The sequence below is a fragment of the Hydrogenophaga sp. RAC07 genome, from assembly GCF_001713375.1.
In the GTDB taxonomy this organism is placed as follows: Bacteria; Pseudomonadota; Gammaproteobacteria; order Burkholderiales; family Burkholderiaceae_C; genus Hydrogenophaga.
In genome coordinates this window covers 1,038,900-1,054,168 of sequence record NZ_CP016449.1, presented here as the reverse complement: position 1 = coordinate 1,054,168, position 15,269 = coordinate 1,038,900, and the positions used below count along the sequence as shown (strand labels likewise).

At 65.1% G+C, this 15,269-nt stretch carries 16 protein-coding genes and 1 riboswitch; of the genes, 11 read left to right on the top strand and 5 right to left on the bottom strand.

What is annotated here, in order from left to right; genetic code table 11:
* Positions 1-33 precede the first annotated feature (33 nt).
* Positions 34-987 (bottom strand): histone deacetylase family protein, encoded by a 954-nt coding sequence (locus BSY239_RS04855; protein WP_069045850.1) that lies wholly within the window; start codon positions 985-987, stop codon positions 34-36.
* A 26-nt stretch (positions 988-1,013) separates the two neighbouring features.
* Between BSY239_RS04855 and BSY239_RS04850 the strand changes: the two genes are divergently transcribed.
* From BSY239_RS04850 to BSY239_RS04830, 5 genes are read left to right on the top strand one after another with little or no spacing between them, the layout of a single operon-like run.
* Positions 1,014-1,934 carry an AAA family ATPase gene (locus BSY239_RS04850; RefSeq protein WP_056276132.1) on the top strand — a complete coding sequence of 307 codons (921 nt, stop codon included), beginning with the start codon at positions 1,014-1,016 and terminating at the stop codon, positions 1,932-1,934.
* Between the two features lies 1 nt (position 1,935).
* Positions 1,936-2,970 (top strand): DUF58 domain-containing protein, encoded by a 1,035-nt coding sequence (locus tag BSY239_RS04845; RefSeq protein WP_069045849.1) that lies wholly within the window; start codon positions 1,936-1,938, stop codon positions 2,968-2,970.
* Complete coding sequence (locus BSY239_RS04840) at positions 2,964-5,066, top strand: transglutaminase family protein (protein WP_083239821.1); 2,103 nt, start codon at positions 2,964-2,966, stop codon at positions 5,064-5,066. The genes BSY239_RS04845 and BSY239_RS04840 overlap by 7 nt, the downstream gene beginning before the upstream one ends.
* A gap of 27 nt (positions 5,067-5,093) precedes the next feature.
* Entirely contained in the window at positions 5,094-6,170 is a 1,077-nt protein-coding gene (gene mltB, locus BSY239_RS04835) for a lytic murein transglycosylase B (protein ID WP_069045848.1), read from the top strand.
* Positions 6,171-6,191: 21 nt separating this feature from the next.
* Positions 6,192-6,413: a TIGR02450 family Trp-rich protein gene (locus BSY239_RS04830; RefSeq protein WP_069045847.1), complete on the top strand. Its 222-nt coding sequence runs from the start codon at positions 6,192-6,194 to the stop codon at positions 6,411-6,413.
* A gap of 77 nt (positions 6,414-6,490) precedes the next feature.
* Here BSY239_RS04830 and BSY239_RS04825 read toward each other — a convergent pair whose 3' ends face one another.
* The 4 genes from BSY239_RS04825 to BSY239_RS04810 all read right to left on the bottom strand — a co-directional run bounded on the left by BSY239_RS04825 (position 6,491) and on the right by BSY239_RS04810 (position 8,691).
* Positions 6,491-6,931: a hypothetical protein gene (locus BSY239_RS04825; protein ID WP_069045846.1), complete on the bottom strand. Its 441-nt coding sequence runs from the start codon at positions 6,929-6,931 to the stop codon at positions 6,491-6,493.
* 266 nt (positions 6,932-7,197) lie between these two features.
* Positions 7,198-7,656, bottom strand: a complete 459-nt coding sequence (locus BSY239_RS04820; protein ID WP_069045845.1) for an SRPBCC family protein — start codon at positions 7,654-7,656, stop codon at positions 7,198-7,200.
* Complete coding sequence (locus tag BSY239_RS04815) at positions 7,653-8,000, bottom strand: ArsR/SmtB family transcription factor (RefSeq protein ID WP_069045844.1); 348 nt, start codon at positions 7,998-8,000, stop codon at positions 7,653-7,655. The genes BSY239_RS04820 and BSY239_RS04815 overlap by 4 nt, the downstream gene beginning before the upstream one ends.
* Before the next feature lies 1 nt (position 8,001).
* Positions 8,002-8,691: a glutathione S-transferase family protein gene (locus tag BSY239_RS04810; RefSeq protein WP_069045843.1), complete on the bottom strand. Its 690-nt coding sequence runs from the start codon at positions 8,689-8,691 to the stop codon at positions 8,002-8,004.
* A gap of 505 nt (positions 8,692-9,196) precedes the next feature.
* Between BSY239_RS04810 and BSY239_RS04805 the strand changes: the two genes are divergently transcribed.
* The 6 genes from BSY239_RS04805 (at position 9,197) to BSY239_RS04780 (ending at position 15,269) form a co-directional block, all read left to right on the top strand.
* Positions 9,197-9,676 carry a MarR family winged helix-turn-helix transcriptional regulator gene (locus BSY239_RS04805; protein ID WP_069045842.1) on the top strand — a complete coding sequence of 160 codons (480 nt, stop codon included), beginning with the start codon at positions 9,197-9,199 and terminating at the stop codon, positions 9,674-9,676.
* 75 nt (positions 9,677-9,751) lie between these two features.
* Positions 9,752-10,645: a dienelactone hydrolase family protein gene (locus BSY239_RS04800; RefSeq protein WP_083239820.1), complete on the top strand. Its 894-nt coding sequence runs from the start codon at positions 9,752-9,754 to the stop codon at positions 10,643-10,645.
* 566 nt (positions 10,646-11,211) lie between these two features.
* The gene (locus BSY239_RS04795; protein WP_236944136.1) at positions 11,212-13,155 is read left to right on the top strand and encodes an AAA domain-containing protein; all 1,944 of its coding nucleotides are present in this window, start codon (positions 11,212-11,214) and stop codon (positions 13,153-13,155) included.
* Positions 13,152-13,424, top strand: coding sequence for a 2Fe-2S iron-sulfur cluster-binding protein (locus BSY239_RS04790; RefSeq protein WP_069045841.1), 273 nt, complete (start codon positions 13,152-13,154; stop codon positions 13,422-13,424). Before BSY239_RS04795 ends, BSY239_RS04790 begins: the two co-directional genes overlap by 4 nt.
* A gap of 113 nt (positions 13,425-13,537) precedes the next feature.
* On the top strand, positions 13,538-14,089 hold the full coding sequence (locus BSY239_RS04785; protein WP_069045840.1) for a fasciclin domain-containing protein: 552 nt from the start codon (positions 13,538-13,540) through the stop codon (positions 14,087-14,089).
* Between the two features lie 149 nt (positions 14,090-14,238).
* Positions 14,239-14,351, top strand: a riboswitch (guanidine-I (ykkC/yxkD leader).
* A 57-nt stretch (positions 14,352-14,408) separates the two neighbouring features.
* Positions 14,409-15,269, top strand: coding sequence for an ABC transporter permease (locus tag BSY239_RS04780; protein ID WP_083239819.1), 861 nt, complete (start codon positions 14,409-14,411; stop codon positions 15,267-15,269).

Below are 15,269 nucleotides of genomic sequence, written 5' to 3'. Positions count from 1 at the left end.
CCCGTGGCGGTTGCCGTCCCGGGGGTGCAGCGCTCAGACGTCGGCCAGCACCCGCAGATGCGCTTCCACGCTGCGGCCCAGCGCGCTCAGTGAGTAGCCGCCCTCCAGGCAACTCACGATGCGGCCCTTGGCGTGACGCTCGGCCACTTCCTTGATGCGCATGGTCATCCACGCGTAGTCCTGTTCCACCAGGCCAAGTTGCGCCATGTCGTCTTCGCGGTGGGCGTCGAAGCCGGCGCTGATGAAGACCATCTGCGGCTTGTGCGCATCGAGCCGGGGGATCCAGCTCATGTCGATCAGCTCGCGGATGTCCATGCCCTTGGTGTAGGCCGGCACCGGCAGGTTCACCAGATTGCTCGCGGTGGAGTGTTCGCACGCCGGGTAGAACGGGTGCTGGTAGAAGCTGCACATGAGGATGCGGTCGTCGCCGGCCACGATGTCCTCGGTACCGTTGCCGTGGTGCACGTCGAAGTCGATGATGGCCACGCGTTTGAGACCATGGCGCTCCAGCGCGTATTTGGCGGCCACGGCCACGTTGTTCACAAAGCAGAAGCCCATGGCCTGGTTGCGGGTGGCGTGGTGGCCGGGCGGGCGCACCGCGCAAAAAGCGTTGGGCATTTCGCCGGCCATCACCGCGTCGGTGGCGTCGATGGCGGCACCGGCTGCCATGAGGATGGCGTCCCAGCTGTGCACATTGATGGAGGTGTCGGGATCGACCTGCGCGTGGCTCGGGCCGCCGGCCTTGATCTCGTCGCGCAGGTTGTCGCTCAGGCCGCGCAATGAAGCGAGGTGCATGCGGCCGTGGGCGAGTTCAAGGTCGGCCATGGAGGCGGCGGTGGCCTCGCGGCGCTCCAGCGCCACGTCGAGTCCGCTCATGAGCAAACGGTCCTCGATCGCGTCCAGACGCTCTGGACATTCCGGGTGACCGGCGCCCATTTCGTGTCTCCAACAATCCTTGTGGGTGAAATACCCGGTGGCCTGGCCCATGGCGGTTTTACGGTAAGGTTCGCGGCATGCAAGCCGACACAAAAATCCAACAGTTGCTGAATCAGCTTAACACGGTGATCGTGGGCAAAAGTCAGCAAGTTTCAGACTGCGTGGCTTGCCTTTTGGCCGGTGGCCACCTCTTGATCGAAGACGTTCCAGGTGTGGGCAAAACCACCCTGGCGCACGCCCTGGCCCGCTCGTTCGGCCTGCAGTTTTCGCGCGTGCAGTTCACCGCCGACCTCATGCCATCCGACCTCGTGGGCGTGTCGATTTACGAGCGCGGGCGCGAAGCCTTCGTGTTCCACCCGGGCCCGGTGTTTGCCCAGGTGCTGCTGGCCGACGAGATCAACCGCGCCAGCCCCAAGACCCAAAGCGCACTGCTCGAAGCCATGGAAGAAAAGCAGGTGACGGTGGAAGGCGAAACCCGCGCCCTGCCCGAACCCTTCTTTGTGATCGCGACGCAGAACCCGCACGACCAGCTGGGCACCTACGCGCTGCCCGAGTCGCAGCTGGACCGTTTCCACATGCGCCTGTCCATCGGCTACCCCGACCGCGCGGCCGAGCGCGAGCTGTTGCGCGGCCAGGACCGCCGCGACATGCTGGACAAACTCTCCGCCGCCTTGACGCCTGCCGACCTCGCCGCCCTGCAACACACCGTGAGCCAGGTGCACACCGCCGAGCCGGTGCTGGAGTACCTGCAGGACCTGGTGGCCGCCACGCGCAACGGGCAATGGTTTGCGCAAGGCCTCTCGCCGCGCGCTGCCCTGGCCGTGGTGCGCTCGGCCAAGGCCCAGGCTTACCTGAGCGGGCGCGACTACGTGGCGCCCGACGACATCGCCGCCATCCTGCCGCAGACCGTGGCCCACCGGCTGATCCCGGTGCGCGACGCCGGGCGTGGTCCTGTTGAACAGGTGCGCGCCATGCTGGAAGCCATCCCGTTGCCCTGACATGGTGGCCACCGCTGCGCGCTCGCCCGCTGGCGCCCTCAGCTTGCAGCCCTGGCGCCACCCCTGGCGCACGCTGCGCGCCCACCTGCAGACCTGGTGGCACAACCGCCTGCCCAAGTCCGACACACTCACGCTGACCCAGCGCAACGTTTACATCCTGCCCACCCGCCCGGGCTGGATGCTGGGCATCACCTTGCTGTTGCTGCTGGTGGCCAGCATCAACTACCAGCTCAACCTGGGCTACCTGCTCACCTTCTTGCTGGCCGGCAGCGCGGTGGTGGGCATGCACGTGTGCCACGGCAACCTGCGCGGCATCACCCTGCTGCTCACGCCGCCGGAGCCGGTGCACGCGGGCCAGGCGGTGGTGCTCACCGTGCGGCTGTCAAGCGAACGCAAGCGCACGCGCTACGGCATCGGCATGGGGGTGATCGGCGCCGACCCAACCCACGCGCCCCTGGCCTGGACCGACGTGCCCGCGCAAGGCAGCGCGCACCTGCAGGTGAGTTTTCCATCGCCCGAGCGCGGCCTTCACCCGCTGCCGCCGCTGACCGCGCAGACGCTGTTTCCACTCGGCACCTTTCGCGTGTGGACCGTGTGGCGCCCGGCCTCGGGCGTGCTGGTGTACCCCGAGCCCGAGAGCCACCCACCGCCGCTGCCACCCGGCGAGCCGCAGGCCGGCAGCTCGGGCGCGGCGCGCGTGCAGAGCACCGGTGAATTCGACGGCGTGCGCGCCTACCGCCGAGGCGATCCGCTCAAGGCCGTGGTGTGGCGCAAGGCCGCGCAGGCGTTCTCCAGCGGCCGCGACGATCTGGTGAGCCGCGACGCCTTGTCGCACCAGCGCCACCAGCTCTGGCTGGACCACGCGCAGTGCGGCGGCGCGGGCCTGGAAGCGCGGCTCTCGCGACTGACCGCCTGGGTGCTCATGGCCGACCGGCAGGGTCTCGACTACGGCCTGCGTGTGCCCGGCCGCGAGATCGCACCCGACCAAGGGCCGGCCCACCGCGCGCGCTGCCTGGAGGCGCTGGCCATATGCTGAACAACGAAGCGACCGGTTTTGCCGCCGGGCCGCCCCAAGGCAAAACGCGCCCCCTCGGGGGGCAGCGACCCGCGCAGCGGCGGAGCGTGGGGGCCACACTGCCCAGAGATACGCGAGACACGCTGTTCCTGCTCGCCGTCATCGGCTGGGTGGCCTTCATGCAGGTGGGCCACACGCCGTGGTGGTGCACTGCCCTCACCGCCGGTGTGCTGGTGTGGCGCACCACGCTCGCGCTGCGCGGCCTGCCCCTGCCCGGCTGGCCGGTGCGCGTGGGTCTGCTCGGCATCACGCTGGCCGCCACCTTCTTCACCCACAGCACCTTGCTCGGGCGCGACGCGGGCGTGACCCTCATCGTGGTGCTGCTCGCACTCAAGACGCTGGAGATGCGTGCCCGGCGCGACGCCTTCGTGGTGTTCTTCCTCGCCTTCTTCACGCTGCTCACACACTTCTTTTATTCGCAGTCGCTGTTGACGGCGGCCGGCATCCTCATCGCCTTGCTGGGCCTGCTCACCGCGCTGGTGAACGCCCACATGCCGGTGGGCCGCCCGCCGCTCTCGCAGGCGGCGCGCATTGCCGGCGGCATGGCGCTCATGGGTGCGCCCATCATGCTGGTGCTGTTCCTGCTGTTCCCGCGCCTGTCGCCGCTGTGGGGCGTGCCGGGGCAGGACGAAACCGGGCGCAGCGGCCTCTCGGGCTCCATGAAGGTGGGGCAGATTGCTCAGCTGGTGCTCGACGACAGCATCGCGTTTCGCATCCGCTTTGAAGACCGCCCACCTCCGCAGGCCCAGCTGTACTTTCGCGGCCCGGTGCTCAGCAGCTTCGACGGCAGCGAATGGCGTGTGCTGCGCTCGGGCTTCCCCCAGTCGATGGCGCTGCCGGCCGACCTGCAGGTGTCGGGCCCGCCGGTGCGCTACGACGTGACCATGGAGCCCAACCGCCGGCCCTGGCTGTTCGTGATGGAGTCGACCCCGCAGGCGCCCGAGGTGCCCGACAACGCGGTGCGCATGAGCAACGAGCTGCAGTGGTTCACCCAGCGCCCGCTCAACACGCTGGTGCGCTACAGCGCCGAGAGTTACCCCACGTTCCGCCACGGCCCGCAGACGCAGGTGGTGGGCCTGCAAGACCAGATCGAGTTGCCCGCCGGCTTCAACCCGCGCACGCTGACCCTGGCGCAGGAGCTGCGCCGCGAACACGGCGCCGGCCCCGAGTCCAACCCCAAGTTGATCGAGGCGGCCATGAACCGCCTGCGCACCGGCGGCTACACCTACACGCTGGAGCCCGGCGTGTTCGGCCCCAACACCGCGGACGAATTCTGGTTCGACAAACGCCAGGGCTTCTGTGAACACATCGCCAGCAGCTTTGTCATCCTCATGCGCGCGCTCGACATCCCCGCGCGCATCGTCACCGGCTACCAGGGCGGTGAGCTCAACGGCGTGGACGGCTACTGGACCGTGCGCCAGCGCGACGCCCACGCCTGGACCGAAGTCTGGCTGCAAGGCCAGGGCTGGGTGCGCGTGGACCCCACGTCCGCCGTGGCGCCCGGGCGCGTGGGTTCCATCCAGCGCCTGCGCGCACCACAAGGCGCGCTGGCCGGCGCCATCGGCAACTTCAACCCCAACATCGCCGCCCAGCTGCGCGCAGCCTGGGAAGCCATGAACAACAGCTGGAACCAGTGGGTGCTGAACTACACCCAGGGCCGCCAGCTCGACCTGCTGAAAAACCTGGGCTTCAACTCCCCCAGCTGGACCGACCTGGCCTATGTGCTCATCGGCGTGGTGGTGTTCGTGAGCCTGATCGGCGCCGGGTGGACGCTGTGGGAGCGCCAGCAGCACGACCCCTGGCTGCGCCTGCTGCAGCGCGCCCGCGCCCGTCTGCACAAGCTGGGCGTGGACAGCGCCGACCACACGCCCCCGCGCGAACTGGCCCGGCGCGTGCAGCAGCGATGGGGACACGCCGGCGCCGCTGCGCCGCTTGCACAATGGCTGCTGCAGCTCGAAGCCCAGCGTTATGCACGCCCCGGCGCCGGCAACGCCACCCTGGCCAGCCTGCAGCGCGAGTTTCAGCGCCTGGCCTGGCCCAAAAGCCCCGACACCTGACAACGACACCCGACTCCAAGGCACCCATTGCAATCCGTGAACCGTTTCCTCTGCGCACTCGCCGCCGCCCTCCTGGTGGCCACGCCCGCCCTCGCCCGGTCACCCGCCAAAACACGCCCCGGCAACACCCAGACCGCGCCCGTTTTCACGTACGACCAGAGCGAAGCCGCCATGGCCTTCGCCACCGATCTGGCCACTCGCCGCAACCTCGACCCCGCCTGGGTGCGCCAGCAGATCGGCCAGGCCCAGCGCCTGCCCGTCGTCGTGCGCCTCATGCAGCCCGCGCCCACCGGGACCCCCAAGAACTGGGCCGCCTACCGCGCCCGCTTCATCGAGCCCATCCGCCTGCGCGCAGGGCAACGGTTCTGGGAAGACAACCGCGACACCCTGGCCCGCGCCGAACTCGAGTACGGCGTGCCCGCCAGCCTCATCGTGGGCGTGATCGGCGTGGAAACGCTCTACGGCCAGCACACCGGCAACTACCGCGTGATCGACGCGTTGACCACGCTCGCCTTTGACTTCCCCGCCAACCACCCGCGCGCTGGCGCGCGCACCGAGTTCTTCAAAAGTGAACTCGAACAATTCCTGAGCCTCACCGAACGCACGGGCACCGACCCGCTCACCCCACGCGGGAGCTACGCCGGCGCCATGGGCTGGCCCCAGTTCATGCCCAGCAGCTGGGTGAAATACGCCATCGACTTCGACGGCGACGGCAAGGTCGACCTCAACAACAGTCAGGCCGACGTGATCGGCTCCGTGGCCAACTACTTCAAGGCCTTCGGCTGGCAAACCGGCATGCCCACGCACTACCCGGTGAGCTTCGACAACAGCAAGCTCGACCTGGACACCCTGCTCGCCCCCGACATCCTGCCCAGCTTCAGCGTGGAAAGCTTCACCGCCAAAGGCGCCGTGATTGAAGGCCCCGCCCTGCAACACCCCGGCAAGCTCGCCCTGGTGCTGCTGGAAAACGCCGGCGCCCCACCCACCTACGTGGCCGGCACGGAGAACTTCTATGTGGTGACCCGCTACAACTGGAGCAGCTACTACGCGCTGGCGGTGATCGAGTTGGGGGAAGCGGTTCGGGCTTTGATGCCCAGCCGTTGACCTTGGGATGAAGCAAACGCCATGAATCCCCTGAACCCCAAGAAACTGCTGTTGACCAAATGGACGGCGGTGACGCCTGTGGCCAAACAAAAGCACTTCTTGGTCAGCCGAGTGGTTCAACCCGACTTGCCCACCGACCCGATCGAGTTGGTGGAGCTTGAAGCCGTGTTCTCCAAAGCCACGCAAATCATGCCGTGGCGTGATCTGCAGGACGAGGGCGTCTGGAAACAAGGCTGGGTTTGAAGGCCAGTGGGGAGAGGCGGTGCAGGCGTTGCTGCCGGTGAGGTGCGAGAAGCGTGACCTCTGAGAGGGTCGTCCGTTCAGAGCTTGGCGAGGAAGGCCGCTGCATCACCCGCTTCACACTTCCAGTCTGCGAAAACCCCGACCAGGTTGCATTCCACGCAGCGGCAAGCGATGTAGTACCAACGCACGTCATGGGTGCCCTCGTACACGGAGACGCCGGACATCAGCTCAAACACCTCGTTTTCACACACGCACTCGTGCGCCTCGGGCGCGGCTTCTTCAACGTGTTCCGCACTGTCGCCCATCAGGTGCTGCTGCCCGCAGTCGGTGCAGGTGCGGATGGCCACGCCGGATTCTTCATCGGTCTGCAGCGCGAAGCTCCGGCACCCGCAGTCGCATTTGGACGCGGCAAACCGGACGGCTTCATGGCCATTCGCAACGCTGTAACTGCGCAGCTCGGCTTGGGTGTCGCCCGACGTCGTCCCGTACCAGAACTCGCCCTTCTTCGTCAGTGCCATTGGTGGTGCTCCATTCTTCAAGGTGGGATTCCCGGCAGGCCCGACCTCAAGCTCGCCACGATCATCTGGATTTTGCCCGGAGGCCCGGCGAATCCTCGTCAAGGGCCCTGGTCGGGGTGGTCACCAGGAGCCGGGACGCATTGGCGACCGGCAGATTTGCAGCGTTCTCGGACACTGGCCCTCAATACCAGAACGGCTGATTACGGCCAGTAGCGGGTGCTGGCGACCGACCGCTGCAGACCCACCAATGCAGGTCGCAGAGTCTTCTACTGGTAGGACAGATCGAGCGCGAGCCGATCGAAACTTTCTTCCGTACCGCGCAGACGCAGTGCACGATCCTCATGCCCATCTAGGTAGGCAAGCTGCTCGGTGTAAACCATGCGCGTGCCTCTCGGACTGGCGAAAAATTCGACCGTTACGAGCGAGACCGACAGCCGACGAGCATCGAGTTGGATGTCGTAAGCGAAGATGATGCGCCGCGCATCCACGATTTCGAGGAAGACCTTCTCAACGTCCTGAATACGCCCGTCCGGGTAGAGGACGCGGTGCTTCTCACGCCCGAACGGGCGGAAGTCCAAGTGGTACTCGGTGGTGTGCTCGACATGGCAGTCGGACCAACGGCTCTTGGCTTGCGGGTCCGCCCAGGCATGGAAGACCGCTGCCGGCGTAGCGGCGAACTCGCGCTCAATGACGAAGTCGGTGTGCGTGCATGGCGTGTGTTTCATCGTTTGGCCTTACCTTGTTGCTCGGCCAAATAGGCGTCGAGTCTGTCAAACTGTGCAATGAGCAGCCCCTTGCGTCTGGCGACCCAGGCCTCCATTGCGTCCAGCGCCTTGGGCTCAGCGATGTAGGTGCGAACTCGACCCTCCTTCCGGGAGGCAACGAAGCCACCTTGCTCCAGCACGGCCAGATGCTTCACCGCCGAGGGCAGTGCGATACCCAGCGGCTGGGCCAGTTCGGACACCGATGCAGGTCCGCGGCTCAGGCGATCTAGCATGCCGCGGCGGTGCACATCGGCCAACGCGAAGAACATGCGGTCAAGGAGCGCAGCGTCGGTGATCGCGTGCATCTCAGGCACCTACCGGGTCGAAGAATCGTCGGTCCAGACCTGCTCGCCCGGGATAGAACTTGAACCATGGGCGCGCCTGGTCTACAACACTTGCCACCGAGGGGTGCGCCATCAAGCGCTCGAAGTAGGCCGCCAGGTTCAGGTGCTGCGGCGGTATCGGCACATGGGTCACGGCATAGAACAATGCCGGCGCTGCTGCGCAGTCGGCCATGCTGAAGTCGCCGTCGCTCACCCAGGTTCGACCTTCGAGGTGGCGGTCGATGAACGCGTAGGCCGCCAGCAGCTTGTCGCGCGCCTGGGTGGCTCCCTTGGCATCGCGTTCATTCTCAGGACGCAGCAGGTCGGCGGTGAGCGCCTGCATGGGGGTCATCACATACAGGTCGAACACCCGATCCCACAAGCGCACGTTCAGCGCCGCGTCCTGTTCCGCAGGGATGAGCATGCGGCCGGGCTCTGCATGATGCAACTGCAGGTACTCGATGATGACGCTTGTCTCCGGGATGGGCCGGCCCTGGTCAACCAGCAGCGGTATCTTGCCGGTAGGCCATAGGGCCAAATGCGCTGCGAGTTCCGCGGGGTCTCCCAGATTCAGCAGCCGCTGCTCATATTCGATCCCAAATACGTCCAGTGCGATCTGTACCTTGTGGCAATAGGACGAGAGTGGGTGGTAATGCAGTGTCAGAGCATTCATGAAGACCTCAATACTTTCCAAATGCGGAAAGTATAAGGCGGGGACCCAAAGTGTCAAGCGACTGCGTCCGGCGGCAGAAACGCATCAATTGAATGGCAACAACGGGTCGGGAGCCGCCGGTCACGCACAGAGGACGAAGGTCTCAGTCCAGTCTTCAGTTGCCTCTCAACCGGGTCGGCGTCTTTGCAGCGCCAGGACCAGGGCGCCCCGGACGAGCGTACGCACGGTATGCGCCATCAAGCCGACCTCCGCGGTTCCCGGGGCAGTTCAACATGACCCCTCATGAGTTCAAGCAGCAGGAGCGGCACCACCAAAGATTGCCGCCCTGTCCAGTCTCACTGGAATGAATAGTCCGAAAAGTCCAGCATGTCACCACCATGGACGCGACTTTCTGGCTCTTCTCCAAATCAATGATTGCCGGACTGATCGACTTGATCTCGAATTCAATGGACAAATATGTTTGATCCAATATACTTTGATCAAATATTTGTGCAAGCTTTTTCCCATGACCATGACCAAGACCAAGACCAAGACCAAGTCAGTTGCCCCAGAAGATTCCGCTCTTTTCCTCGGCAACCAGCTGTGCTTTGCGCTGTATGCCGCGTCCTTGGCCATGAGCAAGACCTACCGGCCGCTGTTGGCGCCCCTGGGTCTCACCTTCCCTCAGTACGTCGTCATGATGGCGCTCTGGGAGCACAAACAACTCACGGCCGGCGCACTGGCACAAACAGTGGCACTGGACGCCGGCACGTTGGTCCCACTGGTGCGCAAGCTGGTCGCCCAGGGTCTTCTGCAGCGGGAACGCAGCATGGAAGACGAACGCTCGGTGATCATTTCCCTCACACCCGCAGGCAAAGCTCTCCAGAAGCGTGCCCATGCCGTCTATGCCCAGGCCGCATGCGCAACGCAGTGCTCGCTCCAGCAACGCAAAGCGTTGACCGCTCAGCTCCAGGTATTGCGTGCGGCGCTGACCCAATCCCCCTGAAGAGCAAGGCGCGCAGCGCGTTCCGAGCTCAAAGCTGTTTCCACCCCCGCAACCCCCACCAACCCAGGAGCTTTCATGAAACTGATGGACTATGGCCTCAAGCCAATCGACTTCCAGAACCCCCCTCAAGCCGCATCCGCCCACCCCTCGCGCCGTGGTTTCGTCATGACCTCCCTCGCATCGGGTTTCGCCCTGGCATCCAATCCGGTGCTGGCCCAGGCCATCGTCACCGATAGCAAGGGCCTGGTGGCTGGCGAGGTCAGCGTACCTGTGGCCGACGGCAAGATGCCCGCCTACCGGGCCATGCCCGCAGGACCTGGCAAGTTCCCGGTGATCCTCGTGGTGCAGGAAATCTTTGGCGTGCACGAGCACATCAAAGACATGTGCCGGCGTTATGCCAAGCAGGGCTACTACGCCATTGCACCGGAAATGTTCGCACGCCAAGGCGACGTGTCGAAGATGACCGACATTCCGACGATCCTCTCGCAGGTGGTCTCCAAAGTGCCCGACGCCCAGGTGTGCGCCGACCTCGATGCCACCCTGGCCTTCGCGCGCGCCAGCGGCAAAGCCGACGCCCAGCGCACGGGGCTGGTGGGTTACTGCTGGGGTGGCCGCACGGCGTGGGTCTACGCGCGGCACAACAGCAAGCTGAACGCTGCGGTGGCGTACTACGGTTTGCTTGAGGGCCTGAAGACGCCCGACCTGCGTCCTGAAGATCCGATCGACTTTGCCGACCAGATCAAGGTGCCGGTGCTGGGCCTGTATTCCGGCATCGACGCCTTCGTCAAGCAGGAGACCATCGCCAAGATGCGCGGCCTGATCAACAAGGGCGGAAGCGGCTCGGAAATTGTCGTGTTTCCCAACGTCGACCACGGCTTCAACGCCGACTACCGCCCCAGCTACGACAAGTCGGCTGCCACGTACGCCCAGAAGCTGGCCAACGACTGGCTGAAAAAGCACAAGGTCTGAGGTCTCGGCCGATGCGGCTGCCACTGCAACCGGGCCGCAGCCCGTTGCAGTGGCAGACCACCGCGACAACCCAGGTTCAGGTGCAGTCGCAGGTTGTGCCACGGCGCAGACGTCCATAGCGACTGCGTGCAGCTGAACCATGGGTTCGCTGCGCCGTGCTCCCGAGGTGCCAGCCGTGCCCGCACACCTGACACGCAAAGATGAGGGTGCGGCTGTTTTCGGTGGCACTGCGGCCGTTCGAGAGCAGGCTCCCGCATCGAATGCTGGTCCTCAGCGGGACGCATGCTGCTCTTGCTACGAACGTCCGCGTTCAGTCTTGAGTGGTATTCCCAGCAGAGGCTCGCAGCTTCATAGCGATCCCAGACCATGGCGACCAGGTGGGCAAGGTGTTGTCCGGGAAATTGATGGGCACCCATGCCTCCAGCAAAGACTGAGGCAGACTCTGGCCGGTCAATCGCCAGTCAACTGGCCCTCTCAACATCCTGGACGGTTCAATCTGTATTCCCTTGGCGGACCTCGACTTCATTCCCACCGATCCTTTTGCTGTTGAACATGAACTGCGACGCGTGCACGCCCTCATGCAGCTTGAGCAAAAGGAAGACCAGGCGCAATTTGCACTCAAAAATGCCAAGGCCGGCATCCCGGAGCGCCAGCGGCGCGGCTTGACCTGGTATCCCGTCACCATCACCGCGGAAGACATCGGCTTTGGTGGCAAGGTGGTGCTGGAACTGGAACGACCCGCCAACCAGCAAGGCCTGCACCTGTTTCAGGTGGGCAAAAACGCTTCGCTATTTGGCAAGGTGCACGGGCATTCGGCGGTTGACCAGCCCACGCTCAATGGCGTCATCACCAGCGTGCGGCGCAACAAGCTGCTGCTGACCACCAACAAGGATGAGCTGCCCGACTGGGTGCTCGACGGCGGCAAGCTGGGCATTGACCTCACCTTCGACGAGGTGAGCTACCGCGAGATGAACCAGGCCATGCTCGAGGTGGTGCGCGCCCGGGGTGACCGGCTGGCCGAGCTGCGCGACGTGCTGCTGGGCGCACGGCAGGCCCGCTTTTGCGCGCCCCAGGCCGACGACCTGTTCTACCCCAACTCCCTCAACGACTCGCAGCTGGCGGCGGTGCGCCACGTGGTCACGGCCCAGGACGTGGCTATCATCCACGGCCCACCCGGCACCGGCAAAACCACGACGCTGGTGCAGGCCATTCGCGAGACCTTCCGGCGCGAACGGCGTGTGCTGGTGTGCGCGCCTTCCAACACGGCGGTGGACCTGCTCACCGAAAAGCTGGCCGAGCGGGGCGTGAACGTCATTCGCATGGGCAACCCCAGCCGCGTGTCAGACCTGCTGCTGGATCACACGCTCGACGCTCGGGTGATGGCCCATCCGAGCCACAGCAAGATGCGGGCGATGCGCCAGACGGCTGACCAGTACCGCCAGACCGCCAGCGAGTACGTCCGCCATTTTGGTCATGAGGAACGGCAGCAGCGGCAGATGCTGAAGGACGAAGCGCGGCAGCTGTTCCTGCAGGCGGACGATCTGGAGCGATTCATCACCGACGATGTGCTCGACTCGGTGCAGGTCATCACCTGCACGCTGGTGGGCGCCAGCAACCGCAACCTGCGCCACCTGAGCTTTGACACCGTTTTCATCGACGAAGCCGCCCAGGCCCTGGAGCCGGGCTGCTGGATTCCGATTGCCAAAGGCCAGCGTGTGGTTCTCGCTGGCGATCACCACCAGCTCCCGCCCACCGTGAAAAGCGACAAGGCTGCCCGCGAAGGCCTGCGCGAAACCTTGTTTGAAAAGTGCATCCAGCGCCAGCCGGCCACGGCCCGGATGCTCACCTTGCAGTACCGCATGCACGAGCAGATTATGGCGTTCAGCTCCCAGCGGTTCTATGGCGGCCAGCTGCAGGCGCACCAGAGCGTGCGCCACGCTGGCCTGGAGGCCTACGACCCGGGCTTCGCACCCGACCTGCCTGTGGAATTCCTCGACACGGCCGGCTTTGGGTTCGTTGAGGTCACCATTCCCGAAAGCCGCTCCACGGCCAACCCGGAAGAAGCGGACCTGCTGCTCAGGCGCCTCACCCAACTCCTGGAGTGCTGCGACCCAGGCCAGCACGAGCATGACCCACTCACCATTGGCGTCATAGCGCCCTACCGCGCCCAGATCAACTGTTTGAAGGACGCCATTGAGGAGAACGAAGTGCTCAACGGCTTGTTGCAGCACCGCCTGCTCAGCGTGGGCACGGTCGATGCGTTCCAGGGCCAGGAGCGAGACATCATTGCCATCTCACTCACGCGCAGCAACCACCTGGGTGACATCGGCTTCCTCTCGGACATCCGCCGCATGAACGTGGGCATGACCCGCGCCCGCCGCAAGCTGCTGCTCGTCGGCGACTCGTCCACCCTCGGCGCCCATGCGTTTTTCAAGGACTTGCTGGCCCATGTGGAGCGCATCGGTGGCTACCGCACCGCTTGGGAAATGTCTGATTTGAAGGACGCATGAAAACATTTCGCATGCGGGTTGACGGCCAGGCGACAGACGTGGAGGCCGACAGCGAGACCAGCTTGTTCGCTGCGATGACACGCGCAGGCATCGCCTGGCCGGTGTCCTGCCGCAACGGGACCTGTCGCACGTGCATGGCTCGCTTGCTGCAGGGGCAGGTGCGATACGACATTCCCTGGCCCGGCCTCAGCCCCGAGGAAAAGACGGAAGGCTATTGCCTGCCCTGCGTTGCCCGGCCCACGGCAGACGTTGTGATCGCCCGGGCCTGACAGCTGGAATAGCCCTGAGCGTTGATGAGCTTTCTCGCGGGTTTGAATCCAGCGCGGGGTTGCCCTGCGTATCAGTCACAGCCGCAATTCAGGCTTCAACCCAAGGAGATTTCATGATCAAGCAGACCCTCAGCAAAACCGTTCTGGCCCTGGCCATCGGCACGGCATCCATCGGTGCTTTCGCGCAGGTCATGGTGGGCGGCGCTCCCATGCTGGCCAGCAAGGACATCATCGACAACGCGGTCAATTCGAAGGACCACACCACGCTGGTGGCCGCCGTCAAGGCTGCGGGCTTGGTGGACACCCTCAAGTCGGCGGGTCCCTTCACCGTGTTCGCGCCCACCAACGCGGCGTTTGCGGCACTGCCCGCCGGCACCGTGGACACCCTGCTCAAGCCGGAAAACAAGGGCATGCTCAGCGGCATCCTCACCTACCACGTGGTCTCGGGCAAGTTCGATGCTGCGGCAATCAGCAAGATGATCGCCGACGGCAAGGGCATGGCATCGATCAAGACGGTGGCCGGTGGCACGCTCGTTGCCAAGTCGACGGGCGGCAAGGTCACCGTGACAGATGAAAAAGGCGGTGTGGCCACCGTGACCATCGCCGACGTGTACCAGTCCAACGGCGTGATCCACGTCATCGACAAGGTGATGCTGCCCAAGTAAGCGGCTTCAACCCAAACAGCGGGCGGACTCCCTTGGGAGCCCGCCCGTTTTTTTTGCAGCAGCTCGAGGCTCGCCCACTTGCGTCTAGATTGGCACCGAAGTTGCTAACCCACCCCACAGAGAGGCGCTGTGCCCAAACACACGCCAGCCTTGAAGACCGCTAGGGTTCCGGGCTCAGATCCGCCACAGATCTGAGCCGTCTGGTCCGAGAGCAGTCGGCCACCATCGCGTGGTTCCACGGAGGGACAAAAGCCCGGGAGACGCTTGCGCTGCAAAGCACATGCCTCTCCGCCTTTTGTCCCCCGCTCAGGAGCCCCGCATGTCCTTGCCCCTTGCCCCCACCGCCACGGCGCCGCGCGCTGCTGGTGCACCCACACGGCCCAAGCGGCGTTCCAACCTGTTCACCGTGCGCGCCGGCATCTCGCGGCGCACCTATTGGGTGCTTGCGCTCACCGGGCTGTTCACCCCTTTGGTGCTTTGGGCGGCGGTGGGTCTGTGGGGTGGCATCGATCCGGTGTTCATGCCGGCGCCGCTGCAGGTGCTGGCCAAGACCTGGACCTGGGCCACCGAGCTCGGTCTGCTCGAAGACATGGGCATCAGCATCTACCGCGTGGTGGCGGGGTTTCTGTTGTCGGCGGTGATCGCCCTGCCCCTGGGGCTGCTGATCGGTTCGTTCCGCTCGGTGCAGGCGCTGCTGGAGCCGCTCACCGATTTCATCCGCTACATGCCGGCGGTGGCTTTCATTCCGCTGGTGATGTTGTGGGTGGGCATTGGCGAGGGTTCCAAGATCGCCATCATCTTCATCGGCACCTTTTTCCAGATGGTGCTGATGGTGGCCGAAGACGTGCGCCGCGTGCCGGCCGCGCAGGTGGAGGCGGCGCAGACCATGGGCGCCAACCGGCTGGAGCTGATTGAAAAGGTGATCTTTCAAAGCGCGAAGCCCGCGCTGCTCGACACGCTGCGCATCACCATGGGCTGGGCCTGGACCTACCTGGTGGTGGCCGAGCTGGTGGCCGCCAACTCGGGCCTGGGTTACGCGATCCTGCGCGCCCAGCGCTTCCTGCAGACCGACACCATCTTCGCCGGGATCATCGTCATCGGCCTCATCGGCCTGGTCACCGACCAGCTCTTCCGCTGGGGGCACCGCCGCGCCTTCCCTTGGTTGTATCTGAAAGGCTGA